Source organism: Lysobacter sp. P5_B12 (assembly GCF_056400425.1).
This window is the reverse complement of sequence record NZ_JBFULG010000002.1, coordinates 85,540-110,473: the sequence shown is the minus strand read 5'-3', so window position 1 is coordinate 110,473 and position 24,934 is coordinate 85,540. Positions and strand designations below refer to the sequence as shown.

At 66.3% G+C, this 24,934-nt stretch carries 26 protein-coding genes; 11 read left to right on the top strand and 15 right to left on the bottom strand.

Annotation, left to right across the window (positions count from 1 at the left end):
• Nucleotides 1-16: 16 nt before the first annotated feature.
• Together AC1DOM_RS03860 and AC1DOM_RS03855 are read right to left on the bottom strand one after the other, a co-directional pair.
• The gene (locus AC1DOM_RS03860; RefSeq protein ID WP_498960436.1) at nucleotides 17-1,810 is read right to left on the bottom strand and encodes an acyl-CoA dehydrogenase C-terminal domain-containing protein; all 1,794 of its coding nucleotides are present in this window, start codon (nucleotides 1,808-1,810) and stop codon (nucleotides 17-19) included.
• Nucleotides 1,811-1,821: 11 nt separating this feature from the next.
• Nucleotides 1,822-2,301, bottom strand: coding sequence for an LEA/WHy family protein (locus AC1DOM_RS03855; protein ID WP_498961250.1), 480 nt, complete (start codon nucleotides 2,299-2,301; stop codon nucleotides 1,822-1,824).
• 265 nt (nucleotides 2,302-2,566) lie between these two features.
• On the opposite strand from AC1DOM_RS03855, the gene AC1DOM_RS03850 reads away from it, so the two are divergent.
• The 4 genes from AC1DOM_RS03850 (at nucleotide 2,567) to AC1DOM_RS03835 (ending at nucleotide 4,328) form a co-directional block, all read left to right on the top strand.
• Complete coding sequence (locus AC1DOM_RS03850; RefSeq protein ID WP_498960434.1) at nucleotides 2,567-2,806, top strand: hypothetical protein; 240 nt, start codon at nucleotides 2,567-2,569, stop codon at nucleotides 2,804-2,806.
• 80 nt (nucleotides 2,807-2,886) lie between these two features.
• Nucleotides 2,887-3,486 (top strand): hypothetical protein, encoded by a 600-nt coding sequence (locus tag AC1DOM_RS03845; protein ID WP_498960432.1) that lies wholly within the window; start codon nucleotides 2,887-2,889, stop codon nucleotides 3,484-3,486.
• 6 nt (nucleotides 3,487-3,492) lie between these two features.
• Nucleotides 3,493-3,915: a YeeE/YedE family protein gene (locus AC1DOM_RS03840; RefSeq protein WP_498960430.1), complete on the top strand. Its 423-nt coding sequence runs from the start codon at nucleotides 3,493-3,495 to the stop codon at nucleotides 3,913-3,915.
• Nucleotides 3,912-4,328: a DUF6691 family protein gene (locus tag AC1DOM_RS03835; RefSeq protein WP_498960428.1), complete on the top strand. Its 417-nt coding sequence runs from the start codon at nucleotides 3,912-3,914 to the stop codon at nucleotides 4,326-4,328. The genes AC1DOM_RS03840 and AC1DOM_RS03835 overlap by 4 nt, the downstream gene beginning before the upstream one ends.
• Nucleotides 4,329-4,334: 6 nt before the next feature.
• Here AC1DOM_RS03835 and AC1DOM_RS03830 read toward each other — a convergent pair whose 3' ends face one another.
• The 3 genes from AC1DOM_RS03830 to AC1DOM_RS03820 are packed head-to-tail and all read right to left on the bottom strand — an operon-like array spanning nucleotide 4,335 to nucleotide 5,904.
• Nucleotides 4,335-4,964 (bottom strand): hypothetical protein, encoded by a 630-nt coding sequence (locus tag AC1DOM_RS03830; RefSeq protein WP_498960426.1) that lies wholly within the window; start codon nucleotides 4,962-4,964, stop codon nucleotides 4,335-4,337.
• Nucleotides 4,965-4,975: 11 nt separating this feature from the next.
• On the bottom strand, nucleotides 4,976-5,476 hold the full coding sequence (locus AC1DOM_RS03825) for a sigma-70 family RNA polymerase sigma factor (RefSeq protein WP_498960424.1): 501 nt from the start codon (nucleotides 5,474-5,476) through the stop codon (nucleotides 4,976-4,978).
• A gap of 47 nt (nucleotides 5,477-5,523) precedes the next feature.
• Nucleotides 5,524-5,904: a VOC family protein gene (locus AC1DOM_RS03820; protein ID WP_498960421.1), complete on the bottom strand. Its 381-nt coding sequence runs from the start codon at nucleotides 5,902-5,904 to the stop codon at nucleotides 5,524-5,526.
• Between the two features lie 88 nt (nucleotides 5,905-5,992).
• Here AC1DOM_RS03820 and AC1DOM_RS03815 point away from each other — a divergent pair, with 88 nt between their 5' ends.
• The gene (locus AC1DOM_RS03815) at nucleotides 5,993-7,564 is read left to right on the top strand and encodes an alpha/beta hydrolase (RefSeq protein ID WP_498960419.1); all 1,572 of its coding nucleotides are present in this window, start codon (nucleotides 5,993-5,995) and stop codon (nucleotides 7,562-7,564) included.
• A gap of 5 nt (nucleotides 7,565-7,569) precedes the next feature.
• Here AC1DOM_RS03815 and AC1DOM_RS03810 read toward each other — a convergent pair whose 3' ends face one another.
• The 6 genes from AC1DOM_RS03810 to AC1DOM_RS03785 form a co-directional block, all read right to left on the bottom strand.
• Nucleotides 7,570-9,525 (bottom strand): hypothetical protein, encoded by a 1,956-nt coding sequence (locus AC1DOM_RS03810; protein WP_498960417.1) that lies wholly within the window; start codon nucleotides 9,523-9,525, stop codon nucleotides 7,570-7,572.
• Nucleotides 9,526-9,715: 190 nt separating this feature from the next.
• On the bottom strand, nucleotides 9,716-10,489 hold the full coding sequence (locus AC1DOM_RS03805) for an alpha/beta fold hydrolase (RefSeq protein ID WP_498960415.1): 774 nt from the start codon (nucleotides 10,487-10,489) through the stop codon (nucleotides 9,716-9,718).
• 11 nt (nucleotides 10,490-10,500) lie between these two features.
• On the bottom strand, nucleotides 10,501-13,017 hold the full coding sequence (locus AC1DOM_RS03800; RefSeq protein ID WP_498960413.1) for an NHL domain-containing protein: 2,517 nt from the start codon (nucleotides 13,015-13,017) through the stop codon (nucleotides 10,501-10,503).
• A 71-nt stretch (nucleotides 13,018-13,088) separates the two neighbouring features.
• Nucleotides 13,089-13,460 carry a SpoIIAA family protein gene (locus tag AC1DOM_RS03795; RefSeq protein WP_498960411.1) on the bottom strand — a complete coding sequence of 124 codons (372 nt, stop codon included), beginning with the start codon at nucleotides 13,458-13,460 and terminating at the stop codon, nucleotides 13,089-13,091.
• Nucleotides 13,461-13,541: 81 nt separating this feature from the next.
• Nucleotides 13,542-14,345 (bottom strand): DUF3667 domain-containing protein, encoded by an 804-nt coding sequence (locus AC1DOM_RS03790; RefSeq protein WP_498960409.1) that lies wholly within the window; start codon nucleotides 14,343-14,345, stop codon nucleotides 13,542-13,544.
• A gap of 57 nt (nucleotides 14,346-14,402) precedes the next feature.
• Nucleotides 14,403-14,654 (bottom strand): hypothetical protein, encoded by a 252-nt coding sequence (locus tag AC1DOM_RS03785; RefSeq protein ID WP_498960407.1) that lies wholly within the window; start codon nucleotides 14,652-14,654, stop codon nucleotides 14,403-14,405.
• 123 nt (nucleotides 14,655-14,777) lie between these two features.
• Here AC1DOM_RS03785 and AC1DOM_RS03780 point away from each other — a divergent pair, with 123 nt between their 5' ends.
• Nucleotides 14,778-15,602 (top strand): DUF3108 domain-containing protein, encoded by an 825-nt coding sequence (locus tag AC1DOM_RS03780; RefSeq protein WP_498960406.1) that lies wholly within the window; start codon nucleotides 14,778-14,780, stop codon nucleotides 15,600-15,602.
• Between the two features lies 1 nt (nucleotide 15,603).
• On the opposite strand, the gene AC1DOM_RS03775 is transcribed toward AC1DOM_RS03780, so the two are convergent.
• The gene (locus AC1DOM_RS03775) at nucleotides 15,604-16,356 is read right to left on the bottom strand and encodes a GAF domain-containing protein (protein WP_498960404.1); all 753 of its coding nucleotides are present in this window, start codon (nucleotides 16,354-16,356) and stop codon (nucleotides 15,604-15,606) included.
• 116 nt (nucleotides 16,357-16,472) lie between these two features.
• On the opposite strand from AC1DOM_RS03775, the gene AC1DOM_RS03770 reads away from it, so the two are divergent.
• Together AC1DOM_RS03770 and AC1DOM_RS03765 are read left to right on the top strand one after the other, a co-directional pair.
• Nucleotides 16,473-16,829, top strand: coding sequence for a YkgJ family cysteine cluster protein (locus AC1DOM_RS03770; RefSeq protein ID WP_498960402.1), 357 nt, complete (start codon nucleotides 16,473-16,475; stop codon nucleotides 16,827-16,829).
• 46 nt (nucleotides 16,830-16,875) lie between these two features.
• Nucleotides 16,876-17,709: an acid phosphatase gene (locus tag AC1DOM_RS03765; RefSeq protein ID WP_498960400.1), complete on the top strand. Its 834-nt coding sequence runs from the start codon at nucleotides 16,876-16,878 to the stop codon at nucleotides 17,707-17,709.
• 8 nt (nucleotides 17,710-17,717) lie between these two features.
• Here the strand turns inward: AC1DOM_RS03765 and AC1DOM_RS03760 are convergent, their stop codons facing one another.
• Both AC1DOM_RS03760 and AC1DOM_RS03755 read right to left on the bottom strand, forming a co-directional pair.
• Nucleotides 17,718-19,004, bottom strand: a complete 1,287-nt coding sequence (locus AC1DOM_RS03760; protein WP_498960398.1) for an FG-GAP-like repeat-containing protein — start codon at nucleotides 19,002-19,004, stop codon at nucleotides 17,718-17,720.
• Nucleotides 19,005-19,226: 222 nt separating this feature from the next.
• On the bottom strand, nucleotides 19,227-19,457 hold the full coding sequence (locus AC1DOM_RS03755; protein ID WP_498960396.1) for a hypothetical protein: 231 nt from the start codon (nucleotides 19,455-19,457) through the stop codon (nucleotides 19,227-19,229).
• Nucleotides 19,458-19,658: 201 nt separating this feature from the next.
• On the opposite strand from AC1DOM_RS03755, the gene AC1DOM_RS03750 reads away from it, so the two are divergent.
• The 3 genes from AC1DOM_RS03750 (at nucleotide 19,659) to AC1DOM_RS03740 (ending at nucleotide 23,207) form a co-directional block, all read left to right on the top strand.
• Nucleotides 19,659-21,173 carry an ATPase domain-containing protein gene (locus AC1DOM_RS03750; RefSeq protein WP_498960394.1) on the top strand — a complete coding sequence of 505 codons (1,515 nt, stop codon included), beginning with the start codon at nucleotides 19,659-19,661 and terminating at the stop codon, nucleotides 21,171-21,173.
• A complete protein-coding gene (locus AC1DOM_RS03745; protein ID WP_498960392.1) occupies nucleotides 21,170-22,792 on the top strand; it encodes an ATP-binding protein in 1,623 nt (540 codons plus the stop codon). The genes AC1DOM_RS03750 and AC1DOM_RS03745 overlap by 4 nt, the downstream gene beginning before the upstream one ends.
• An 82-nt stretch (nucleotides 22,793-22,874) precedes the next feature.
• Entirely contained in the window at nucleotides 22,875-23,207 is a 333-nt protein-coding gene (locus tag AC1DOM_RS03740; RefSeq protein ID WP_498960390.1) for a hypothetical protein, read from the top strand.
• Here AC1DOM_RS03740 and AC1DOM_RS03735 read toward each other — a convergent pair.
• A complete protein-coding gene (locus tag AC1DOM_RS03735) occupies nucleotides 23,186-24,934 on the bottom strand; it encodes an acyltransferase family protein (RefSeq protein WP_498960388.1) in 1,749 nt (582 codons plus the stop codon). The genes AC1DOM_RS03740 and AC1DOM_RS03735 overlap by 22 nt on opposite strands.

Below are 24,934 nucleotides of genomic sequence, written 5' to 3'. Positions count from 1 at the left end.
CGCCCGAAGCGCGCACTCAGTCTCCGAATCGCTCCGACGGCATGGCCATCAGGGGCGCCGCGCCGCTCGCGATCGCCAGTGCATGCGCGCTCGTGCGCGGCAGCAGGCGGGCGAAATAGAAGCGTGCGGTTTCGCGCTTGCTCGCCTTGAATGCGGCCGATTGCGACGACGCATCGGCCGCGGCGACGCTGCGTGCCCACCAATACGCGAGTGCGACATATCCCGAGTAGAAGAGGTAGTCGTACGCCGCAGCGCCAACCTCATCGGCATCGCCGACCGCGCGCTGTCCGACCTGCATCGTGAGCGCCTGCCATTCGGCGGCCTTCGCGCGCAGCGGTTCGATGAACTCGGCGAGCGACGCATCCGCGGCGTGCGCGTCGCAGAAGCTTTCGATCATGCCGAGGAAGACCTGCAAACCTGCTGCTTGCTGCTGCATCACCTTGCGGCCCATCAGGTCGAGCGCCTGGATGCCGGTGGTGCCTTCGTAGAGGGTCGTGATGCGTGCGTCGCGCGCGAGTTGTTCCATGCCGTGCTCGGCGATGTAGCCGTGCCCGCCGAAACATTGCAGCGCGTGGTACGTGCATTCCACGCCCCATTCGGTGAGGCACGCCTTGACGATCGGCGTGAGGAAGCCGAGCAGCGCATCGGATTGCCTGCGCTCGCCTTCGTCCTTCCCGTGGTTGGTCGCGTCGACCAGCGACGCGGCGTGATACCCGAGCACGCGGCCGCCTTCGATCAGCGCCTTGCACGTGAGCAACATGCGGCGCACGTCGGGGTGCACGATGATCGGGTCGGCCGGTTTGTCGGGGAACTTCGCACCCGAGAGCGAACGCATCTGCAAACGGTCGCGCGCGTAACGCAGGGCGTTCTGGTATGCGCGATCCGAAACACCGAGGCCCTGCAGGCCGACGGCCAGGCGCGCGGTGTTCATCATCGTAAACATCGCCAGCAGGCCTTTGTGCGGCGCGCCGATCAGATAGCCCTGCGCGCCATCGAAGTTGATGACGCACGTCGCCGACCCATGGATGCCCATCTTGTGTTCGAGCGCGCCGCAACGCACGGCGTTGCGCTCGCCCATCGCGCCGTCGCGGCCCACCCGCATCTTCGGCACGATGAACAGCGAGATGCCCTTGACGCCCGCGGGTGCATCGGGAAGGCGCGCAAGCACCAGGTGCACGATGTTCTCGGTGAAGTCGTGCTCGCCGGCGGTGATGAAGATCTTGGTGCCGGTGATGGCGAAGCTGCCGTCGTCCAGCGGCTGCGCGCGCGTCTTCAACAGGCCCAGGTCCGTGCCGCAATGCGCTTCGGTCAGGCACATCGTGCCGGTCCAGCGGCCTTCGACGATGGGCTTGAGGAAGACTTCCTGCTGCCAGGCTTCGCCGTGGTGCATCAGCGCTTCGGTGGCGCCGTGCGACAACAGCGGGAAGTTGCCCCACGCCAGGTTCGCCGCGTCGATCATTTCCTTCAGCGGGAGGCCGGCGAGGTGCGGCATGCCCTGGCCGCCGAATTCGACGGGCGAAACCAGGCCGCTCCAACCGCCCTCGACGAATTTCTCGTACGCCTCGCGGAACCCCGGCGGCGTGCGGACCTCGCCGGTCGCCTTGTCGTAGGTGCAACCGACGCGATCGCCGATTTCGTTGAGCGGGGCGAGCACGGTTTCGGTGAAACGCGCGCCTTCCTGGAGGATCGCGTCGAGCACGTCGCGCGTGGCGTCGTCGAAGCCGAGTTTCTGGAACAGGGGTTCGGCGCCCAACACGTCGTACAGGGCGAAGCGCATGTCTTCGAGCGGTGCGCGGTAACTGCTACCCATCCGACCGGCCCTCAGCGCAGCACGCCCGGCAAGCCGGGCACGGGGTTGAGCTGGTTGCGGCGCTCGAGCTGGAACGTGCGCGGCTTGCCGTCGGCCGATGCGTTGACGGTGCCGTCGAGCGAATAGGAGATCCCCTGGCCCGAGGCCAACGCGTCGGCCATCGCGATGCGCGCGCCGGAGGTGGGCGTGAGCTTGATCGTGGCGATGTCCGCCGATTCGGGGCCGACGGGCAGGGCGGGCGAAGCGCTCAGCGTGCCGGCGGTTTCATCGCCGATCTTGATCGCGAGCGAGACGGTGTCGAAGGTCATCGGCACGTTGCTGTAGTTGTCGATGCGCACGTCGACCGACCAGGAGCCGTCGGCTTGCACCGTCAGTTGCTGGATGCCGACCGCGGGCTCCGACACGCGCTTGACCAGGCCGTTGCCGCCGCAGGCCGACAGCAGGGCCATCACGGCCACCGCGCACCACACCTTCAACCCCTTCGACCGCATGACTGCCTCGCGCATTTGAAGTGCGGGCGAGCATACACGGACCGGCTGGAACCGTTCCCGGGCACCACGTTCGGGTGATCGCGCCGTTCTTTTTCGGGGCCGGCCGCGAAATGGGCCTGTTTTCCCGACGAACGGCGAGGTTGCGTAGCCGGTCTGTCGTGTCCGGCGCGTTCAATTCCACACAGGGCCAGGCTCTGCCATTCGGGTGTCCAACAAGTCGGACCGGCGACGCGAGGAGAGGCGTCGCCGGGGGGAGAAGAGGTCGATGAAGCTGTCCGTGTACGAGCAGGGTGGAACGGTCGCGTTCCTGCCTGCCTGTTGTCTCCCGCCTCGGGAGATGTATACCCAGATGCCGGAGTCGCGTCTGTGCGGCACGGTGGAAGTGCCCGACTCGGGCCCGGGGGATTGGGGCCACATCCTGGATGGGGTGGACCACGCGCTGTTCGTGTTCATGCCCATCGAGAAGGCCATCCTGCTGTTGACCAACGGGCGCTTCCCGCGCTGAGGCCATAGCCTCCCGAAAGGGCAATACCGTGCCCGCGACCAAGCGGCCAGACTCCGCGTGTCCCCACCCGGAGAGTTCGCATGGACCGTCACACCGCGCTCCGTCCCACGCTTGTCGCGACCTGCCTGGCCGCCGTGCTCGCCTTGCCGGCCTTCGCGCAGGCGCAGCAGACCACCGATGCCCCGCGCTCGATGGAGCAGACCATCGAGAAGACCGCCACCGTCACCGCCATCGACAAGGCCAAGCGTGAAGTGACGCTCAAGTCCGAAGATGGTGAGTCGCAGACCATCGTGGTCGACCCGGAAGTCAAACGCTTCGACGAAGTCGCCGTCGGCGATACCGTGCGCGCGAAGTACACCGTCGGCATCACCAGCGAGTTGCGCGCGCCGACCGAGGAAGAAAAGGCCGACCCGCTCGTCGCCGTCGAAGGCGCAGGCAAGGCACCGGGCGACAAGGCGCCCGCCGCCGGCGCCGCGCGCATGTTCCGCGTCGTGGCCACCATCGAGGCGATCGACAAGACCAACCAGACCGTCACGCTCAAGGGGCCGGAGGGCAACCAGATGACGGTGAAGGTGCAGGATCCTGCGTTGCTGGCGAAACCGCACGTCGGCGATACCGTCGTGATCACCGCCGCCGAATCGGTCGTGCTCTCGCTCGAGAAAACGACCGCCAAGAAGTAGGGCGCGATGCATCCGTGGTTGTCATCGCTCCTGGGCGGCGTGCTCATCGGGCTCGCCGCCACGTGGCTGCTTTGGGCGAACGGGCGCATCGCCGGGGTCAGCGGCATCGTCGACAACCTGACGAAACGTTCCCCGTTCGCAGAATGGGGATGGCGCGCGGCCTTCGTTGCCGGCCTGATGCTCGCCGGTGGCATCGCGATGCACGTGCAAGGCCAACACGCCTTGTCGCCGTCGCGGTGGCCGATCTTGATCCTCGCGGGTTTGTTCGTGGGTTACGGCACGACGCTCGGCGGCGGATGCACGAGTGGCCACGGCGTTTGCGGCCTGGGGCGGATGTCGAAGCGATCGTTCGTCTCGGTGCTCTTGTTCGTCGCCACTGCGATGGTCACGGTGTTCGTCGTGCGCCATCTGCTCGGGGCATCGACATGACGCGCATCCTCTCGGCCTTCCTCGCCGGCGCGGTGTTCGGCATCGGGCTCGTCGTCGGGCGCATGAGCGATCCGAATGTCGTGCTCGGGTTCCTGGATGTCGCGGGGAATTTCGATCCCTCGCTGTTGTTCGTGATGCTGGGCGCGACCGGCACGACGGCCTTGCTGTTCCGTTTCGTGCTGCGCCGCGGTCGTCCGCTGCTCGACGCCGACTTCCATCTGCCGACCAAGACCATCGTCGATGCCAGGCTCGTAATCGGCGCGGTGTTGTTCGGGATCGGCTGGGGCCTGTCGGGTTATTGCCCCGGGCCCGTGCTCGTGGGTGCGGGCGGGGGCATGTGGACGGCCTGGGTGTTCATTCCGGCGATGCTCGCCGGCGGCCTGCTGCAACGCAGGATGTCCGCCGCGCGCTGAAGCGCATCACGCGCGCAGCGACTCCAGATCCGCGAGTTGCCGCTCCACGTCCGCAAGCGGCCCTTCCATCGCGAGCTTCGCGAACCACGCCGGCTTGCGCCACATCACCAGCGCCGCACCCGCCGCGAGCACGAGGCCCACACCGAGGTTGCCGAGCACGAACCACGGATTGACGAGCCACGCGTCGAAGCGGATCGCGCGCAATCCCATCATCATGATCGGCACCCACATCACCGCGCCGGCGATCCAGAGCACGCGTTCGCAGTGGATGCGCGTGCGGCGCAAGTGCAGCAACCGCTGCTGCACATCGGCGACGGGCAGCGCGTAATCGACATTCGCCAGGCGCACCAGCAGCACGATCGCCGTCGCCAGCAACGCGATGCCGTACGCATGCACCGCCAGCCCGTAGGCAACCAGATGCGGCGTGCCCAGATGGTCGAACCAATAGCCGCCGCCCCACACGGCGAACAGCAAGCCGATGGCGATCTGCCCCCACTGGCCGAACGAGACGCGCGCGAGCGTGCCCCTCGTGCGCAGTGCGAGGTTCCGGGTTCGCAATTGCGCGAGTTCCTCCGCCTGCCGCGCGACGCGCGCATCCAGGGTCTTCCACGCCGATTGAAGTTCGTGCAGTTCCATGTGCGTCTCCGTCATGCATCGGCGACTTCGCGCCGCAGGTGGGTCTTGATGCGGTTCAACCGCGTGGCGACGTTGCCTTCGGTCGTGCCGAGGACCTCCGCGCTTTCGCGATGGCTGCAACCTTCCAGGTGCAACAGCAGCAGCGCACGGTCGAGATGACCGAGCGTGGACATCGCGCGTTGCACGAGGTCGAGTTGCTGGCGTGTTTCGACATCGACGTCGAGCGCGCCGGCAAGTTGCGCGTCGTCGTCCTCCTCGAGCGATTCATGGCGGCGATGCCGTTCGCGGCGTTGCCAGGAAATCGCGACGTTCAATGCCACGCGATACAGCCACGTCGAGAACATACGCGTGGCGTCGTACGCGGGCCACGCCTGCCACAGGTGCATCGCGATGTCCTGCGCCAAGTCCGCGCGATCTTCCGGCGCGCGCGCATACGTGGCGGCGACCTTCAGCACGATGCCGCGATGGGCGGCGAGCAGTGTCTGGAAATCGGGGGGCAGGGCGGCGGTCATGCCGGGGTGATACGCACGAGGGCGCGGAATATCACGGCGCCCCAGGGTCAGCCGGCCAGCGGCTCGCGCGCCTGAAACACGTTGCCTTCCGGGTCGCGGCCGTCGCAGGCGCGGAAGCCGCGGGTTTCGGACTCCCATTCGCGCTCGGCCGGCCAGACTTCACCGCCGAGCGCCGTGGCTTCGCGCCGCACGTAGTCGATGCTGTCGACGGGGAAGCACAGCTTCACGTAGGTGTCTTCACGCGTGGCCCCGCTGGCCGCGGATTCGCCACGCAGGCCATGGACGGTGAGCTGGAACCCGTCGCGCTCGAGCACGACATAGGTCGCATCGCCTTCCAGGTGGCGCATGCGGAATACCGTGCGATAGAACGCCGCGACGCGCGCGACATCGGCGGCGAACACGACGGCGGCAGGCGAGGGCATGCGCATGGCGCGAAGCCTACACTGCCCGGCGTGGCGTTCAACCGAACGCGCATCCCCTGCATCCAACCGCGACACGCCCGACCCAAGGCCCTCCATGTCGACCCTCCGCACGCTCGCCGCCCTGAGTCTCCTGCTTCCCCTCGCGGCCCACGCCACCGAACGCTCCACGATCACCGTCCGGCTCGACCCTGCGGCCACCACCGCGACCGGCGGCCGCCTGATCGTCTTCGCCGTTCCCGAAGCCAAGGCCGACAGGAACAAGGAGGGCACGGTCGAGCGCATCGATGTCGACGGCTTCGCACCGCAGAAGGTGACGATCGCCGCGCAGGAAGTGCCGCGCATCGCGCCGCGCGAATCGGTCGTCGCCGACCTCGACACGCTCGCCTTCCCCGCGGCGTATTCGACGCTCCCCGCGGGCCGCTATTTCCTGCAGGCCGTGCTCGACGTCGACCACGACTACAACTACAGCGGGCGCGAGAACGGCGACTGGGCGAGCGCCGTCGTGCCGGCGACGATCGGCAAGGGCGCTTCGCTTCCGACGCTGACCTTGTCGAAAGTCGCGGACACGCACGACCCGTGGGATCTGTCGCATCCCTTCATCGCGAAGGCCACGCGCGAAGCCGGCCCGGAAGCGCGCCAGCATGCGACGCACATCGATTTCGAAAGCGCGGTGGTTTCGCGCTTCTACGGCCGCCCCATGAAGATCCCCGGCTGGGTGCTCACGCCGCCGGGATACGAGGCAGGGAAGGCGCATTACCCGACTGTGTACATGACGCTCGGCTGGACCGGCAGCGTCGATTCGTCACAGGCGACCCTCGCCGGCCTCTACGCCGAGATGCTGGATGGCCGCGCGCCGAAGATGATCTGGGTGATGCTCGGGATGGACATCGCGACCGGCGCGCACGAGTTCACCGATTCGGTGAACAACGGGCCCTGGGGTGAAGCGCTGGTGCGCGAATTGATCCCGGACCTCGAACGTCGCTTCCCCATGGACGCACGCGCGAGCGGGCGTTTCACCTTCGGCCATTCCTCCGGCGGGTGGGCCGCGCTGTCGATGCAGATCCTGTATCCGAAGATGTTCGGCGGCGCGTTCGCGACCTCGCCCGATCCCACCGACTTCCGCGACTTCATGGGCCCCGACCTCTACGCGCCCGGCGCGAACCTCTATCGCAAGCCCGACGGCACCCCGTGGCCGGCGATGCGCGACGGCGGCAAGGACCTGTCGTTCGCCGAAGACATGGCGAAGACCGAACGCGTGTTCGGCGACTACGGCGGGCAGATGGCCTCGTTCGAAGCGGTCTTCTCGCCGCACGGTGGCGACGGCAGACCGATGCCGCTGTTCGATCGCGATACCGGCGCGATCGACCCCATCGTCGCGGCGTATTGGCGCGACCATTACGACCTCGCGCACCGCCTGCGCACGCAATGGCCCGCGTTGAAGCACGATCTCGACGGCAAGATCCACGTCTGGGTCGGCACCGCCGATACGTTCTTCCTCGACGGCCCCGCGCACCGGTTGCAGGAAACGCTCGATGGGCTCGGTGCGAAGTCGGAGTTCCACTTCATCGAAGGCCGCACCCACGGCGACGTGTACACGATCGGCGAGGACCGCAATGCCTTGCGCGCGCAGATCGCGCAGGCGATGTACAAGCTCGCGCGACCCTGAAGGCATCACCAGATCTTCTTGCAAACGATCTGGCCATTGAAGCCCATGTCCATCGAACGGCAGTACGCACCGAACCCGCCCCTGCCGCGCTGCAGGTAGACCACTCTGCGATTCCAGACGTCCGGCCACCCTGCATCGATCACATCCGATGTCGAGAAGTACGCGTGGCTGAGGTCGGACGTCGGAAGCGAGCACTGGATCTTCTTGTCGGTACCGACGATGGTGCAGAAGTTGGCGAATCCACGGCCCCCGACATCCGAAAGCTGCGCGTACCCCGAGTAGCCGATGTCAGCCGGAAAGTTGCGCGAGAGCACGCGGAACGTCGTTCGGTTGTCGGGGTCCCAGGTGTAGCAGATCATTTCCTTGCCGATGTCTTCGTTGTAGATGGCGCAGAAGTCCTGCCTGCCATCCTTGTCGTAGTCGATCCATTGCCCAGTCGACGCGATGTAGCTGCGCGCGTGGGGGTGAACGCTCACGCGCCCGGCGAAGCCGGTGCCATCGGTGTTGGCGAGCAAGCACTCGATGAACGTGAGATCCGGTTTCGTCACGCAATAGTCGGCCTTCAGGTCGCCGTTGATATCCACCATCGACTTGTACAAGTCGGAACCCACCATGTGGTCCGCCAGCGGCGTCGTGAAATCCCCCTTCCACGCATTGCTGAAATTGCCTTCGGATCTGGCGTTCGCCACCTGGCAACCGAGCAGGTAGGTGCCATCGCCCCACATCACCCTGCAGAAGTCCGCCCTCCCGTCCGCCGGCCCGGCCATGCTCCCGACATCGCCCCACATCCTGTCGCTGGCGTATCCGGCATCGATATAGCCGGAGACAATGTCGGTACTCCGGAACAACCCACCCGCGACGCCCGGAGCCAACACCGGAGAGCAGCGGATCTCGGTATAGGTGAACACGATCCGACAGTAGTCGGGCGTATTGGAGTTGCTGACGGGCACCCATGCCCGGCCGTCTCCCCAACCCAGGTCGCGGCCGCTTGTCGAGGCCTGCACGGTGTCGAATGTCAAACCGTGGTTGTAGGCGCACGTCATCTTGGTGTTGTTGCTGGCGTAGCAGTAGTCGGTTTGACCGTCGTGATCCACGTCCACCCACCAGCGATCCTGGCCTTCCGGCAATGCGGTCATCTGGTCGTGACTGAACCTGAGCATGAAGTCCGCAGGGGTCGCGGCGTGCAACACCTTCGGTGTTCCGCACGCTGGTCCCTCACCAAGGGCCCGGCAGTTCGTCGGCAGGAACGATGCACTCCAGACCCACTTCGGATCGGAGCTGGGAATGCCGACGAGATCGGCGCGGTCGTCGCGCAGGAAGTCGTGACTGGGGTACGGCCCCGCGTTTGGGGTACTCGGCGTCGCGTCGTAGTCGGGATTGACGATCGAGTCGTATTTCAGAAAACCGCCCTCCATGCGGTAATTCGTGCGGGCTTCCTTGATGTTTCGAGCCGGGATGCCTCCGTACTTCACCCATTCCCTTTGATTCGCAAAGCTCTGCAGGATCAGGTTCAACCTGCCTTCGATGTAGGCCGCCCGCTCGGCTGGCATGTCGACGAGGCTCTGCACGCGCTCGATTTCCGCGCCGAGCGAAATCGACACGTTGTAGAAGGTCTGGTCCGGACGTATGACATAGACCCAGGACGACGCGGTGTCCATGAGTGTCGCGCGCCAGTTGATCGCAACGTCTTCATGGTCGGTCGTCGAAACGAACGTCGCCCTGTGTCGCTTCGGGTTCACGACATGTTGACTGACGATCGTCTCAGGAAAAAAGTGCTGATAATTCGCAAAAACCGGGGAGTCGAGCCCGTGCTCGAACGCAACCGTCGGCGATGTCTGGTCGGCGCGATAGTGCATGACTTGCGTCTGTGCCGCGGCCGGGGAGGTTGCGAGAACCAGCGTCGAAAGCAGCATGCAAGCCTGGAAGCGTCTGGATGACAGCTTGCGGATCGAATCGATCATTCCATGAACCCCTTTTGTTCGCGTTTTCCAAGGGTTGATGTTTGCGCGACCAACGAAGCGCTCTCCAGATGTTCGATCTGGAATGGATGGGGGCCATTTCGGAGAGAAGGCCAGCGAAATGCTGGCGATTCATGGAGAATCGCCCACGCATCAATCCGCGAACATCAACCCGGTCGCGGCGGGAACGGACCTAAGGCGCGCGCTCCAGGAACGCCGCCGCCCAGCGCAACACGTCATCCGCGCATTCCCGATGCGGCACATGCCCGCAGGGATGCACGATCATGCGGCCATCGCGCACGCCCTGCGCGATGCGCTGCGGAAATGCGACCGAGCCGAATTCATCGCGCTCGCCGTGGATGGCGAGCACGGGGCAGGTGATGCGCGGCAGCGCGTCGTCGATCGACCACGCCGCGAATTCCGGCGACAGCCAGACTTCGGTCCACGCATCGAGCACCCAACGCGTCTTGTCGCCATGCCATTTGGCGAGGCGCGCGAATTGCGCGGGATCCTCGAACGCCGCTTTCGCCGCGCGGATGCCATCGAGCGTGCGTGCTTCGACGAAGGCTTGCGCCGATTCGGTGATGACCGCTTCGCAGCGCGCGCCTTGCGAGGCCGCGATCGCGAGCGCCATCGCGCCGCCGACGCTATGGCCGAACAATACGAAGCGCGTCAGCCCGAGCGCATCGGCGAGCGCGGGGAAAAACACCGTCGCTTCGGCGTCGATGAAATCGCGAGAGGGCCGCGCATCCCGCGCGCTGGAGCGCCCGAACCCCAACCGGTCGTAGGCGATGACGTCCCGCTGCGTCGCACTTGCGAGCGCTCGCGGAAAGTCACGCCATTGCTCGACCGAACCCAGCGAATCGTGCAGCAACACGATCGGAGCACGGTCGGAATCGCCCGGCCATCGCCGCACGAACACGCGGCCGCCGGGGATGTCGACATCGCTGTCGTGCGGAGCGCGCATTGGCGCGTCGGTCAGGAACGTCGGCGTCCGAATGCCGACGGCGCCAGGACCCACCAGCCGACAAACAGCAGCGCGAAACCCGCACCGATCCAGCGCATGGTTCCGCTCCACGCGCCGACGCTCGAGGTCCACGTTGCACGCGCGTACTTCTGCGATGCCGCCCAGACATCATGGAGGGGCGTCGGGGAAGCGGAGACCGGCGGAGTCGTCGGCGCCGCCGTCAGTGTGGTGACCGGTCGCTTCGGCGGCAGCGGAGGCTTCGCACCGGGCATGACGCGTCGACAACGCGTGCTGTAGATGATCTGCAGGCCGCTGTTGGTGCCGGAACCCGCGATGTCCAGGCAATGGTCGTTGTTGAAGTCGCCGACCACCATCGAATGCGGTTGCGATTGGTTGCCGACGCTCATGTGCGACTTCACCTCGCGATCCAGGCCGAATGTGTTCCCGCCGAGCCGCTTCTGCTCCTGGTAACCGATGGCCGACCACCCGACGTGCTTCACGAGCAAGTCGTCCAGCCCGTCGCCGTTCATGTCGGCGGTGAGCAGGGTCTGCGGAATGTCGTATGTCGGCCATTCGCGGACGAACGCGAGGCTGCCATCCGCCTTCTGCGACCACTGCATGAGTTTCGCCCAGGGTGCGTTCTGGCCCGACGACATCACGATATCGAGATGGCCGTCGTTGTCGAAGTCGCCCACGGTCGGCCATCCCCCGCGATTGTCGGTATCGCCCGGGCCCGCGTAATTCGTGTAGGGCAGGAAACTGTCGACGCCATCGTGATAGGCAACCGCCACGCCCGCGAGCATGTCCGGGCGGCCGTCGCCATTCATATCGTGCACGAGCCCGCCGTCCTCGAGCGACGTGAGCTTCTTGCGCACGAGCAAGCCCGTGCCATTGCCGTAATAGATCGCCCATTTGGTGAACGTACCGACGCCGTCGCCGCCGGTGCTCAAACGCGCGAGGACGTCCATGTGGCCGTCGCCGTTCATGTCCGCCTGGTCGAGTCGAAATGCGCCGTTGGCACCACTGATGCCGGTGTAGGCGACGGGCAACCGCATGCCCGCCGGGCTGCCGAGCATCACGTAGATGCATTGCGTGCCGTCGCCGCTGAAGTGGTAGCCGCTGAACACGATGTCGGTGTAGGCGTCGTGGTTGAGGTCGATCGCGATCACGTCCGTCAGTTCCATCGTCGGCACGGGCGTGGCCAGCGGTGCGGCCATGGTGCCGTCCGGTTTCTGCCGATAGGCGTACAGCCGGTAGTCGCCGGGGTAGGGCTCGAATTGCGACCAAGCGCCAGCGAGCACGAACAGGTCGTCCAGGTTGTCCGCGTTGGAATGGCCCTTGACGATGCCGACCGTGTACTGGTCCTGCGATTCCAGGCGTTGCGTCATCGCATGTTGGAACATCCCCGTGCCGGCAGCCACGGGCGGTGGCGGATCGAACGTGCCCGTCACCTTCCGGATGCGTGCATTGCCCGCGTCGGCGATATGCAGGTTGCCCTTGGGATCGAACGCGATCGCAACGGGGTCGCGCATCTTCGCCAGCGAAACGGGGCCGCCGTCGCCCTCGAAACCGGTGCTGTTCGGGCCGTCATCCCACGTCGTGTCGTTGAACACGCCCACGGCGGCGTAGGTGATCGTGTTCGCCGGGCTGATGATCGAGACGTAATTGCGAAGATTGGCGACGAAGAGGTTGCCGTTGGCGTCGAACGCCAGGCCGGATGGGAACCAAGGGTCCGTATACAGCGCGACCGGGTCGCTGCGGTAGCGTGGGAATGCGCCCGAGATGCGGGTCACCCTGCCGCTCGTGTCGATCTTGCGGATGCCGGAAAAGTAATGATCGACAAAGTAGAGGTTGCCGGACCTGTCGAAGGCCAGATCGAGGGGATCCACGCGAGCCAGCGTCGCCGGCCCGCCATCGCCCTCGCTTCCGCCGGATGAGACGTCGCCGATGCCTGCGATGGTGGTGATGATTCCATTGGTGGAAATCTTGCGCACGCGCCCGCTATCGCTGAAGTACGCATTGCCGACAGCGTCGAACGTGATGTCCTGGGCGTCGTAGATACTCGCCGACGTCGCGGGCCCGCCGTCGCCGGTGAAGCCCCCTGCGCCGGTGCCCGCGACGTAAATGAAATTACCGGCGGGGTCGATCTTGCCGAGGCGAAGGTTGTAGTACACCCACACGTTGCCGAACCCATCGACGGCGACGGTTTTGGAGCAGATCGCACCGCTCTTGGCCGACGCGCCATTGGCGGGGAGATCTCCGCCCCAACCGTTGCCGCCGATGGTGGTGATGACCCCGGCGGGCGTGATCTTGCGGATCCTGCACACTTCGGCGACGTAGAGGTTGCCGGCCTTGTCGAAGGCGATGTCGCGGATGTCTTCCAGCGTCGCCTGGCGGGCCTGTCCACCGTCTCCGTTGCCGCTGGCCGGCGTGCCGCCACCGGCGATGGTGTCGATGATCGGCTCGGCCGCAGCCGCGGCCCCGCAGGCCAGCGCGATCGACGCGACCGCGCAGAATGTCTTCCACATAGGTGCTTCCCCCCGCCGCAGCTTCGCGGACCCGCGCATCTTATGTGGCTGCCTCGCCCCGTGCGAGTGCGTCAGGGGCCCTCGGCGAGCAACCAGGCAATCGCGTCGGGCCGCTCGCGGAACTTGCGCATGCGGTATCCGAAACCCGCCGCCACCGGCTCCGACGCCGTCATGAGCGCGTCGGGTTGGTTGAGGAAGGCGATGCGCGCACCGCGCGGAAACGACAGCGCGGTCAACTTGTCGAGGAAATGGACAGCCATCGCCGGCGGCTCGTCCGCCGGCCACGCGGAGGTGTAGTTGACGAGCAGGCGCTTGAAGCCGCCGCGCCGGTAGCGATCCTCGAGATCATCGAGCGCGGACATGCGCGCAGCGTGGTCGATCTCGCCGGCGTAACGCAGTTCGATGATGTCCGTGTTCGGAATCACCTTGATCGTGCTGGGCATCGATCGCTCTCCACGTACCGTCCCCTGGTCGCCGGCGGGGCGGACTGTAACAGGACGCGCGCTGTTCGACTGCGACCTGGCTCAAGTCGTCGAATAGAGCGTCACGACGAACAACAGCAGGCGATAGCCGAGCACGATGGCCAGGACGGAGAACGTGAGCGCCGCAGTCTGCGCGGCTCGACGCAACCCGGTAGCGCCATACACCCGCCCGATGGCGAGGAACACGAAGATCGCGCACGCCGCCAGATGCAGCGCCGTGAGCGCGTGGTCGACGCGTGCGGACGCAAGCCCCGCACCACCGAGCATGCGGTCGGCCACGCCCAGCAGCAGCGCGATCGAAAACACCACCAGCAGGAAGGCCCACGCATGCAGCGCGAACGCCGCATGCAGCAGGAACGGCCGATCCCGTCGATGGAACAGCAGCCATGCGATGAACGCGAACGCACCGGCCATCACGATGATCAGCGACTTGGCATTGGCTTCGGCGATGCGGTCGAACTTCGGCGCGTATTGCGCGAGTGTCATCGACGTGTTCGCCAGGCGCGCGTTCACCAGTTGCGTCGCCCATTCGCGCCAGTCCTGCACTTGCATGTGCGAGGCCAGCGACGCACCGAAGACGTTGATCGGCGAGATGGTCTGCACCGCGAAGAACACGACGTTGGCCAACAGGAAGATCTGCAGCGGACCGATGTAGGGCTTGCGACGTCCGGCGATGTAGGCGACGGTCAGTGCGCCGGGGTGGCGCAACAGCGTCCACGCGGTGCGCATCACGCGCTTGTCGACATTCGTCAGTGCGTGCGCGATGCGTTTGACCAGTCCGCGCAGGGTGAGGTCGCTCGCGTCGAGCCTGCGCTCACCGCATTGCGAACAGTACGGCGTGCTCACCGTCGTGCCGCACGTGGGGCACGACCAGGGAGCAGGCGGCGGCGAAGGCATGCGGGCTCAGTAGTCCGCGAGCTTCCTGCCGTCGACCTCGATCAAATGGTCGAGCCGCAGCGAATCTCCCGAATCCAGTTCGACGAACTCCGCGCCTTCACGGACGCGGATGTCGACGATGGTTGCATCGCGCTGTTCGGTGGCGCCCTCGTCGTTGCGGAACACGATCTGCGTGCGCTTGCGCAGGGTCGCGAGCGATTCCAGCAGATCATGGAACTCGCAATTGATCGGTGCGTAGGGCAGGGGGCGCGTGGCCATCCGATTCGCCTGGGGTCGTTGCGGGGGAAATGGTACACCCGCAAAGTCACCCTGCCGGACGGCACTCCCCGCGCGCGGGCGCGCAGACTTGAATGGCGCCTCCCCCCGATCCGGTCCGACCACATGCCCTTCGCGCGCCTGTCCCTTTTCGTTGCGCTGGCGCTCGCCGCGCCGTTCGGCTTCGCCCGCGCCGCCGATGCGGTGCAAGTCGCGCCGGACGACTTCCACCTCGAAGCCCTGCGCCCGACGACGCAAACCTACGTCGTGTACTTCCACGGCGCACCGGACACCGGCTTCAAGCGTACGATGCTCGCGACGACGCAAGTCGCACGCGAACGCGTCGACGGCGCCGATGCCTGGGTCGTCACGCAACACTGGGAAGACGAGACCGGCGTGGTGCACTCCGCGCGCACCGTGCATGCCGCGCGCGACCTGGCAACGCTGGCGCAAACCACGATGTGGAAGCGCCCCACCGCGCAATACACGACCACCGTCGATCCGAAGAAGGGCAGCGGCACGATCGAAGGCACGCTTCCCGATGCCGCGCGCCAGAAGATGGAAGCCGGCTTTCCGTCGATGAAAAACGGTTGGTGGATGAACTGGCATTCCGACCTGAGCCTGCTGCCCTTGTTGCCATGGGAAAAGGGCGGCACCTTGCGCGTGCATTTGTTCGACGTCGGCATGGAGGCGCCGATGGACGTGGACTACATCGTCGTTGGCGAACGCAAATTGCTGGGCGGCGACGGCACGCAACGCGATTGCTGGCTCGTCGAAACCGAAAGCGGCCAACCCGGGAAAGGGAACTACCAGCGCTTCTGGATCGACAAGGCGCGCCGCGTGGTGTTGAAGGAAGAGGATGTCTTCAACGGCATGTATCGCTCGAAGGTGTTGCTGAGCGTGCCCGCGGTGGTGGAATACCCGTTGCCGGCGGCCGCGCCGGCGCCGTGATTCAAGCCTCGTCGACGCGCTTGAATGGGTTGTAGGCCAGGTTGAGCCGTTCGCCCAGCATCACGCCGATGCGCGCGCAACTGGCTTCCATGTCCGCGAGCACGACGCGATCGGGTTCGGCGAGCGCGTCGCTGGAGCGCAATAGGTACAAGCCGGTGACGACCGGTTGCAGCAGGTCGCGGATCTCGCGCTCGGTCGCGGTGACCAATTCTTCGCGCGAAGCGTTGTCGCTCCGGATCGTCTGCAACTGCGAGAGGCTCGCGCTCAGCTCGTCGGCGATGTCGAGTTGGTGTCCGATCAATTGGGCGAACAGGGTGATCGACTTGAGCTTCACCGGATCGACGTCGACGTCGCTGGGTGCGCTGTCGATCGCGCACAGGGTGCCGAAAAAATCGCCGTCGCGGCGGAAGATCGGCACCGAGACGTAACTTTCCAGGCCGTACTTCAAGGGCGTGTGGTGCGTGCTGTAGACCGGATGCGCGCTGGCATGGCCGAAGATCACCGGCTGGTGGTGCTGCCGGATCTCGTTGCAGATCGTGGTCTCGATGACCAAGTCGCCGCCCGGTGCGAGGCCGAAGCCGAGGTCGTCGCGCACGGCGCACGCGGTCCATCGGGTTTCGGTCACGCGCGCGACGGCGGCGAAGCGCAGCCCGGTCAGTTCGACGACTGCATCGAGGATCGTCGGGACGGACGTGCAGCGTGCGATTTTCGCGACGTCGTCGTCGATCGCGTTCGGGTTCGAAAGATTGGTCATGCAGGCAGTCTACAATCGGGGTGAAGGCGCCAATCACGTCGCTGAATGGCGCGATTCATCTGCGTGAATCCGATGGTTAAGCGCGCTTTCCCCGCGGCAGCGTACCCTGTCGTTTCATGGAGACTCCCAACCCCGATGCGGTGCCCTCGTCCAGCGAGGGTTCCGTCGCTTCTGCGTGCGACCAACCCCATTGCAGTCGATGCGACGCGGTTTGCTGCCGGCTGACCGTCGTGGTCATGCCCGAAGATCGCGTTCCCTCCCACCTGCTCGATACGCGCAACGGCCTCACGGTCATGGCGCACGATGAAGAAGGCTGGTGCGTGGCGCTGGATTCTGCGCGCATGTGCTGCTCGATCTACGAGTCGCGCCCCGAAGTCTGCCGGCGCTTCGTGATGGGTGGGCCGTACTGCCGCAGCGTGCGCGAGGAATACTCGGAGCGACGCGCCCTGGGGATCGAACTGGTCTCCTATTGAGACCATGAAGGAGTGAGGCCATGCACCGTATCGCATGGAGGCCGCGATGACGCCGACGCAGACGGGCCTTGCGATCGCGCTTGCGGGCCTGTTGGCGGCATGCGCGGGCAGCGCCGTCGAAAGCACGCCGCCGGCGCCGGCCGTCGCAAAGGTGCCGGAACTGAAACCCGGCGTGCCCGCCGGATACCTGGGGCGCGCACTGCCCGACAGCCTCGCGCTGGTTCCACCGCCACCGACGGCCGATTCGCGCGCGTTCGCGCAGGACCAGGCCATCCACGCGGCAGCGCAGGCCTTGCGCAACGGCCCGCGCGGAACGATGGCGACGTCCGATGCCGACTTGCATTTCCCGCATGCGCCCACTGCATTCGACTGCGCGTTGGGCAAATCGATCACGCCCGAAAACACGCCGCGCCTTTACAAGATCCTGCAACGCACGCTGGTCGATGCCGGTCTGGCGACGTATCGCGCGAAGGACCACTACAACCACGAGCGCCCGTTCGTGCATTACAACGAGTCGACTTGCGCGCCCGCCGACGAAGCCGCGTTACGCAAGGATGGGTCCTATCCCTCGGGTCACACGGCGATCGGCTGGACGTGGGGCCTGATCCTCGTGGAGGTCGCACCCGATCGCACCGATGCCGTGCTGGCGCGTGCGCGTGCGTTCGGCGAAAGCCGCCTGGTGTGCAACGCGCACTGGCAGAGCGACATCCTCGCCGGGCGTACGGTCGCGGCCGCGACGTTCGCGCGATTGCAATCCGACGCGACCTTCGCCGCCGACGTGCAAGCGGCGAGGGCGGAAGTCGCGGGCGCCGCTTCCGTCGATCCTGCGAAGTGCGAAGCGGAATCGGCGCTGGTGGCGCCGATTCCGGGGACGCTCTGAGGCGCGCATCACTCGGTGAAGTCGACGACGCTCCAGGTCTGGCTGGGAACGCTGTTCACGGCCTGCGCGGTCGCCGAGTTCGCCGAACGCCAGATGACGTTCGCGCCGTTGGCGGTGTTGCGCCACAGGATGTCGGCTTTCCCGTCGTTGTTGTAATCGCCCGAGCCGGCGACGATCCACGCGATCGCCACGGTCTTCACCGCCATGGGCGTGGCCGCATTCGCCGAACGCCAGATCACGTTCGCGCCGTTGGCCAGATTGCGCCACAGGATGTCGGCACGACCATCGCCGTCGTAATCGCCGGATCCGACCACGTGCCATGCCTGTGCGGCAACGGCTTTCACGGCTTGCGGCGTGGCGGCATTGCCCGAACGCCAGATCACGTCGCCGCCCGTCGCCGTATTCCGCCACAGGATGTCGGCGCTGCCGTCGCCGTTGTAATCGCCCGAGCCCACGACGCTCCACGACGTCGCGACGGCCTTCAATGCCACCGCGGTCGCCGCATTCGCCGAACGCCAGATGACGTTCGCGCCGCTGGTGGTGTTGCGCCACAGGATGTCGGCGCGGCCATCACCGTTGTAATCGCCCGATCCGACGACATGCCAGGCCGGGCTGATCAGCGCCGATACCCCCTGCGGCGTGGCGGCGCTGCCCGAACGCCAGATCACGTTGGCGCCGCTGGTGTTGCGCCACAGGATGTCGGAGTGGTCGTCGCCGTTGTAATCGCCAACGCCGACGGCTTGCCACGACAGGGCGACCGTGTTCGTCGCCTGCTGCGTGGCCGAGTTGGCCGAACGCCAGATCACGTTGCCGCCCGAAACTCTGTTGCGCCACAGGAGGTCCGAACCGCCATCGCCGTTGAAATCGCTGCGATGCGCGACGGGGGTGACAGGCGCGGTCACCGTGATCCGGCCCGACATGCCCAGGCCACCGGCGCCGCCGTGTTCCTGGCAGAAGAAATTGATGGTGCCGGCCGAGGGGAAAGTCACCGTCGCGGACCATGCCGCCGGGCTGATCCCGCCGTTGCCGCCGGCGCCGTCGCAGCCGTTGGCGCAGCGGAACATCGTCACCGACCCCGGATCGGACATGGCGTTGTGGAAGCCGCCTGCGTTGCGGAAGGTCACCGTGTCGCCGGCGGCGATGGTGAGCGTGCTCGGTGTGAAGGTCATGCCGCTCGCCGTCACGACATGGTCGGTGGCGAACGCCGGCGCGGCCAGGGACAAGCCCAGGACCGCAGCGGGGCAGGTGATGCTCAGCAGTAAGGCATCGGCAACTGCGTTGGACTTGACTCGCATGGCGCACCCCGTTGGCGGTGGGGAGCGGCCGGACCCGGCCGTTCTCCCGTTCTCGGTATTGCCGGGGAGAACGGGATTGGTTCAATGCGAAGGTCTTGCGTGCGCAAAAAGCTCAGGTCGGAGCGAAACCGCGCGTGGCCTTCTTCTCGTTCTTGGCGTCGCGCTTTTCCTTCTTGGTCTTTTCCGGCTTTTTCTTCGCTTCTTTCTTACGGTCCATGCCTTTCATTTTCGACTCTCGGTAGATCGGCCCTGTGGGTGCGCCGGGCGGGCCGCCGTGGTTGGGGTTGAGGCCGTTTGCAGCTTCTGCAGCACATGGGTCGTGCCGAGCTTCTCGATCATACCGCCACGCTCGCGGAAGCTCGCCAGGTCGGCGGCCAGCTGTTCGTGGGTGATCGATCCCTTGGTGGTCTTGCGGTCGAACGTCCTGGGCATCGCGTTTTGCGAAGCGGTCATGCAGTGCTCCTGGCGGGGCGGAGCTGCACGGAGGCTCGGGTCACGACGCGGAGAACCCGCGGTCGAGTGCGAAGGCATCATAGCCGCTTGGCCGTCAAGGATCGTGAAGTGCGGTTGCGCCCGCGCCGAATTGACGCCGCCTGCACACGATGTTGACGAGCCGCTCGTCGAAAATCCCGCCAGCATTCATCCGGTGGCTTCATGTCCTCCCCATCTCTATCGCTGCCCCCTCCCATCCGGACGGGGGTGGCCGGTCTCGACATCATCCTGGCCGGCGGCCTCACGCCGCATCGGTTGTACCTGCTCGAGGGCGTGCCCGGCTCGGGCAAGACGACCATGGCGATGCAATTCCTCATGGCCGGCGTCGCCGCCGGCGAGCGGGTCTTGTACGTGACCTTGTCGGAAACCGAGCGCGAGTTGCGCGAAGTGGCGCATGCGCACGGTTGGTCGCTCGACGGCATCGCGATCCACGAGTTGTTCCCGGTCGGCGACCAGCTCGATCCGGAGTCGCAGTACACGATGTTCCACCCATCGGAGATCGAACTGGTCGAGACCACGCGCCGCGTGCTCGATGAAGTCGAACGCCAGCAGCCCGATCGCGTCGTGTTCGATTCGCTCGCCGAGCTGCGCCTTCTGGCCGGTTCGATGCTGCGCTTCCGCCGCCAGGTGCTCGCGTTGAAGCAGTACTTCGCGGGGAAGGGCACGACGGTCCTGATGCTCGATGAAAGCCAGGTCTCCGATCAGGGCTTGCACGTACACACCATCGTGCATGGCGCGATCCAGCTCGACCACCAGACACTCGATTTCGGCGGAGACCGGCGCCGCCTGCGCATCAGCAAGATGCGCGGACGCGCGTTCCGCTCGGGCTACCACGACTACAAGATCGAGACCGGCGGCGTGCGCGCGTACCCGCGCCTGATCGCCGCCGAATATCGACGCCACGGCGAGAACGTCCCGGTCGCCAGCGACCTGGCCGAACTCGACCTGCTGCTCGGCGGCGGCCTGGACCGCGGCACCAGCACGCTGCTGATCGGCGCGGCCGGCGCGGGCAAATCGTCGCTGGCTTCGCATTTCGTTCGCTCGGCGGCCGCGCGCGGCGAACGTTCGGCGCTCTTCCTGTTCGACGAAAGCCAGCGCGCGATGGTCACCCGGTCCAAGGGAATCGGCTTCGACGTCGAGCGTTGCATCGACGAAGGGACCGTCGACCTGCAATCGATCGACCCGGCGGAGCTTTCGGCGGGGGAATTCATCGAACGCATCCGGACCGCGGTGGAAGTCGACAACGCGAAGTTGATCGTGATCGACAGCCTCAACGGCTTCCTCAACGCGATGGTCGAAGAGCACCACGTGCTCAACCAGTTGCACGAATTGTTGTCCTACCTCGCGCAGCTGGATGTCACCACGATCCTGATCGCCTCGCAGTTGGGCCTGATCGGGCAGATGCAGACCACGCTGGATGTCAGCTACCTGGCGGACACGGTGGTGCTGCTGCGCTACTTCGAAAGCCGCGGCGAGGTGAAGCAGGCGATCTCTGTGCTGAAAAAGCGCACCGGTCCGCACGAACGCACCATCCGCGAAATGCGCATCACCTCGCAGGGCCTGCAGATCGGCGAACCGCTGCGGCACTTCCGCGGCGTGCTGACGGGCGTGCCGCAGGAAGAGCCGCCGAACGACCTGACCGTGAGCGAACCCACCCCCATCGGCGACGCGGAATGAACGCACAAGCACCAGGCGCGAGCCTGCGCGTGCTGCTGTTGCTGCCGACCGCGCGCGACGCCGATCTCACCTGCGGCATCCTCGAAGACAATGGGTTGGAATGCCATGTCTGCCGCAGCGCCAGCGAACTGAGCGACGAGTTGGCGTTGGGTGCGGGCGCAGTGCTGGTGGGCGAGGAACTGTTGAAGAACGACGGCGTCCACGCCGCGATCGCCCAGGTGCTCGAAGACCAGGGCGCGTGGTCCGACCTGCCCGTGCTGATCCTGACCGGGCGCGGCGCGGATTCGCTCGCGGTCGGCGACGCGGTGGCCGCGCTCGGCAACGTGACCTTGCTCGAGCGCCCACTGCGCGTGTCGGCGCTGCTCAGTGCGTTGCGGACATCGTTGCGCGCACGCGCGCGCCAGTACGAGATTCGCGACCATCTCGATGCACTCGAACGCGCGCGCGACGCCGAGGCCGACGCGGTGCGCCGCAAGAACGAATTCCTCGCGATGCTCGCGCACGAATTGCGCAATCCGCTCGCGCCGATCCGCAACGCATTGCACGTGCTGGCGATGGAAGAGGCCGACGCGACGCGCCGCAAGGCCCTGCACGCGACGATGAGCCGCCAGGTCGACCACATGGTCCGCCTGATGGACGACTTGATGGAGGCCTCGCGCGTGTCGCGCGGACGCATCGAACTGCGCCGCCGCGCGATCGACCTGCGCCACGCCTTGCGCAGCGCGCTGGAATTGAGCGCGCCGCTGGTCGAAGCCGGCTGCATCACCTTGCACGTGGAGATGTCCGATCACCCCCTGGTCGTCGACGCCGATTCGGTGCGCCTGACCCAGGTCTTCGGCAACCTGCTCAACAACGCGGCCAAGTACGGCCATCCCGGCGGCTGCATCTGGGTCAGCGCCCGTGCCGACGGGGATTGCGCCATCGTCGAAATCCGGGATGACGGGATCGGCATCGATTCGACCGTCCTTCCGCACGTCTTCGAACTCTTCACCCAGGGGCGCCGCGATCGCAATCGCCTGCAGGACGGGCTCGGCATCGGCCTGGCGTTGGTGAAGCAGTTGGTGGAAATGCACGAGGGCCGCGTCGAAGTGGACAGCGAAGGCGCCGACGCAGGCACGCGCGTGATCGTGCATCTGCCGTGCGTCGCCGATTCCGCCGGTGCGCTCGAGGCGCAGGAGAAGACGCTCTCCGTCGCGCCCAGGCCCCTGGGACGCGATGCCATGCGCGTGCTCGTCGTGGACGACAACGAAGACGCGGCACGCACGCTCGCGATGTTGCTGGAATTGCTCGGCATGGATTTCCGCATCGCCTCCGACGGCGTGCGGGCATTGGCCCTGGCCGCGGACTTCGAACCGCACGTGTGCCTGCTCGACATCGGCCTGCCCGGCATGAACGGTTACGAGCTCGCCCGTCGCCTGCGCGCTGACCCGCGCCACGCAGCTGCGGTGTTGATCGCCATCACCGGTTGGGCCGGACCGCAGGACAAGGCGCAGGCCTACGCAGCGGGGTTCTCGGACCACTTCCGCAAACCCGCCGATGTCACGCGCCTGTCCGCGCTGCTGGAAGCCACGCGCGCGAACCTGATGCATCGCGCCAGGGCCGAGCGCTCGACTGCCTGACGCCGGGCCGCGGACCGGCGATACTGTCGGTGTGACCACCCCAGACTACAGCGTCGTGTTTTCGCGCCCCCGGGACGGCTTGATGGCCACCGTCACCGGCGAGCGCACGCTTGCGAACACCATCGCTTACTGGAAGCGCATCGTCGAGGAAATCGCAGCCCAGCGCCCCGCGTGGCTGTTCGTCTGCGATCGGCTGGTCGGCCACGAGTTGGCGATCGCCGACTGGCGCAAGCTGGTCCAGGACATGAAGGGCCGCGGCCTGGAAGGCCTGCGCATCGCGCACGTCAAACCCAGCGGCATGGATCATCTCGAATACTGCGAGATCTTCGCCCGCGAGGCGGGGATCGATGCGCGCGCGTTTTCCGATGCGGGCGTCGCCGATCGTTGGTTGCGTTACGGCGTCGACGAAGAGTAGCCACGCGCGGCGATTGGCTGCCGGCGAGCGAACACGCGTTTGGCCTGCGTGACACTGGGGTGGTCTTCGTCGTGGTACAGGGCGACGCCGTCGAGCACGACGGGGCAGTCGCTGGCGCAGAAGTCGTTCGATACATCCCAAACTTCGACATTCGGGAAGGGCCTGGCGCGTTCGCGGAGTTGCGCGATGATCCGCCCGTTCTCCGCTTCGAAGGCCGCGCGCGACACCCCGCAGTGCACTTCGCCCCGGATGCATCGCGCGGCCGGCGCCTGCATGATCGGGGTCGGGCCGATGACCACGACGCGCTTGAAACCACGCGCGGCCTGCAAGGTCGGCGTGATGTCGACCTCGTGATACACCGCCCAACGCGCCGCGATGTACAGCGTGTCGCCGGTGAGGTGTTGCACCACATCGTCGTTGAACTCGCGGCAGCCGCGACGCCCCTTGCGGCCGGGGATGGGCGCGCATCCGGGGAAGCTGTAGACGACGCCGCGCGGCAACCCGGCGCTCCACGAGAGCGCCATCGAATCTCCCCAGAACGTGGCGTCGGCAGCGAACGGCGGGAGGCATTTGGGAACCGTGTCGCCTTCGTGGTATTCGCACTTCCGCGAGAGATGATCGTTGTGCGCCTGCTCGGCGAAGGCTTCCTTCGTGCCGGCGGCCGGTGGCGCAGGTTCGTGCAGGCTCACCGCGCACGCACCCAGCGCCAGCAGGACCGAAGCGCTGGCGCCTGCGACCACGGTGCGACGCGGCCGGAAGCGCATGCGTCGGAAGGGTTGTTCGACGAAGCGCCAGGACAAGGCGGCCATCACCAACGCAGCCGCACACAACGCGAGCGCGACGGTCTGCGAATCGCCCCCGTTGGCGCGATAGAACGCGAGCAGCGGCCAGTGCCACAGATACAGCGAATACGACACCAGGCCCACGGCGACCATCGGTTTGCTCGCGAGGAACCGATTGGTCCCGCCGCCGTGCACGAACGCGATCACCAGCGATGCGCCAGCGACCACCGGGAGCGCGCCGGCACCCGGAAAGACCGGTGTCTTGAACAGGCACGCACCGATCGTCAGCGCGATGCCGAACAAGCCGACCCACCATGGCATGCGCCAGCGCGGCGCCGTGGCGATCAAACCGCCGGCCGCCAGTTCCCAGAAGCGCGCAGGCATGCGGAAGAACGCCGCCTCGGGGTTGGTGGCCATCCAGTATTCGGCCAACACGAACGACGCCAGCGCCAGGGCGGCGATCACTTTCCGCGAGCGCGTGAAAATCAACAGCGCAGGCCATAGGAAGTAGAACTGCTCTTCGACCGACAGCGACCACAGATGCAGCAGCGGCATCTGCTCGGAGGCGTTGTCCCAATAGCCGCCCGTGGTGAACTCGAAGAACGCGTTGGCGAGGAACAGCAGGGCAGCCCCCGCGCTGCGCGCGGTCTCCTGCGATGCATCCGCCCCGGGCAGCAGCCACGAGAAGGACATCACCGCCAGGACCACGACCGCCGCCGCCGGCAGGATGCGGCGCACGCGGCGCGCATAGAACGCCAGCACGTCGATGCGCGGCGCGGACAACAGGATCGAGGTGATCAGGTAGCCGCTGATGACGAAAAACACGTCGACACCCGCGTAACCGGCGACCACGACCCCTGCGTGATACAGCACGACGGCCAGCACCGCGATGGCGCGCAGGCCGTCGATCTCGGGGCGGTACGTCGATGCGCTGCTTGTCCCCAC